Annotated in this window: 2 protein-coding genes; one reads left to right on the forward strand and one right to left on the reverse strand. The window is 45.9% G+C overall.

What is annotated here, in order from left to right:
• A partial coding sequence (locus tag A3766_RS21910) for a putative PEP-binding protein (protein ID WP_304440978.1) occupies positions 1-496 on the forward strand: 496 nt, incomplete at its 5' end.
• Positions 497-571: 75 nt separating this feature from the next.
• Here the strand turns inward: A3766_RS21910 and A3766_RS21915 are convergent.
• A partial coding sequence (locus A3766_RS21915) for a hypothetical protein (RefSeq protein ID WP_231882958.1) occupies positions 572-775 on the reverse strand: 204 nt, incomplete at its 5' end.

Raw genomic sequence — 775 nt, forward strand, 5'->3', positions numbered from 1 at the left:
GCTTAAAGTTGCAAAGCCAAGCGTGGGTATAATGGTAGAGGTGCCAGCAGCAATGATGGCNCTGCCACACCTATCAAAGCGAATTGACTTTATATCTATTGGTTCTAATGATCTAACGCAGTACCTACTTGCAGTGGATAGGAATAATCCGAAGGTCTCTGACTTATATAACTTTCTAAACCCGGCGGTATTGGCAAGTATTAATCATATTGTATGTACTGCTCAATCCCGTCGACTTAAGGTGTCTTTGTGTGGTGAAATGGCCTCTGACCCTGTAGCGGTTATTTTACTACTTGGAATGGGGATCAATACACTAAGTATGAGTGCCTTTAATATTCCCAAGGTTAAGTGGGTAATTCGTTCGTTTTCGCATAAGAAAGCCAGGCAGCTTCTAACAAAAGCGCTGAATCTCGAAAATGAAAGCTGTATACGTGAGATGCTTGAGGATGAGCTCGAGAGTGCTGGTTTGGGGGGCTTGATTCGAGCGGGGGCTTAGCGTTTGCGCAAATAAAAAATCCCTTTTAAAGAGCTGGCGCGCATTAAGAGGGATCCGATAAGTGCTTTTAGTCTTCTAGAACTGTAGGAAGTTGCTTGCGATGGCTCCAATGGCAACGACAAGTGATACCACTGCAATCATATTCGCCTTCTTGGCTTGCTGAACATAAGGCTGCATATCTTGCTGAACTTGGATTTGTGCCTGTGCGGCACTTACTTTCGCTGCGACGGCCTCGGCAGCACTGCTCGCGGCTTTTTCACCCATAGCGGTTCCTGCTTC

This window comes from Oleiphilus sp. HI0132 (assembly GCF_001635845.1).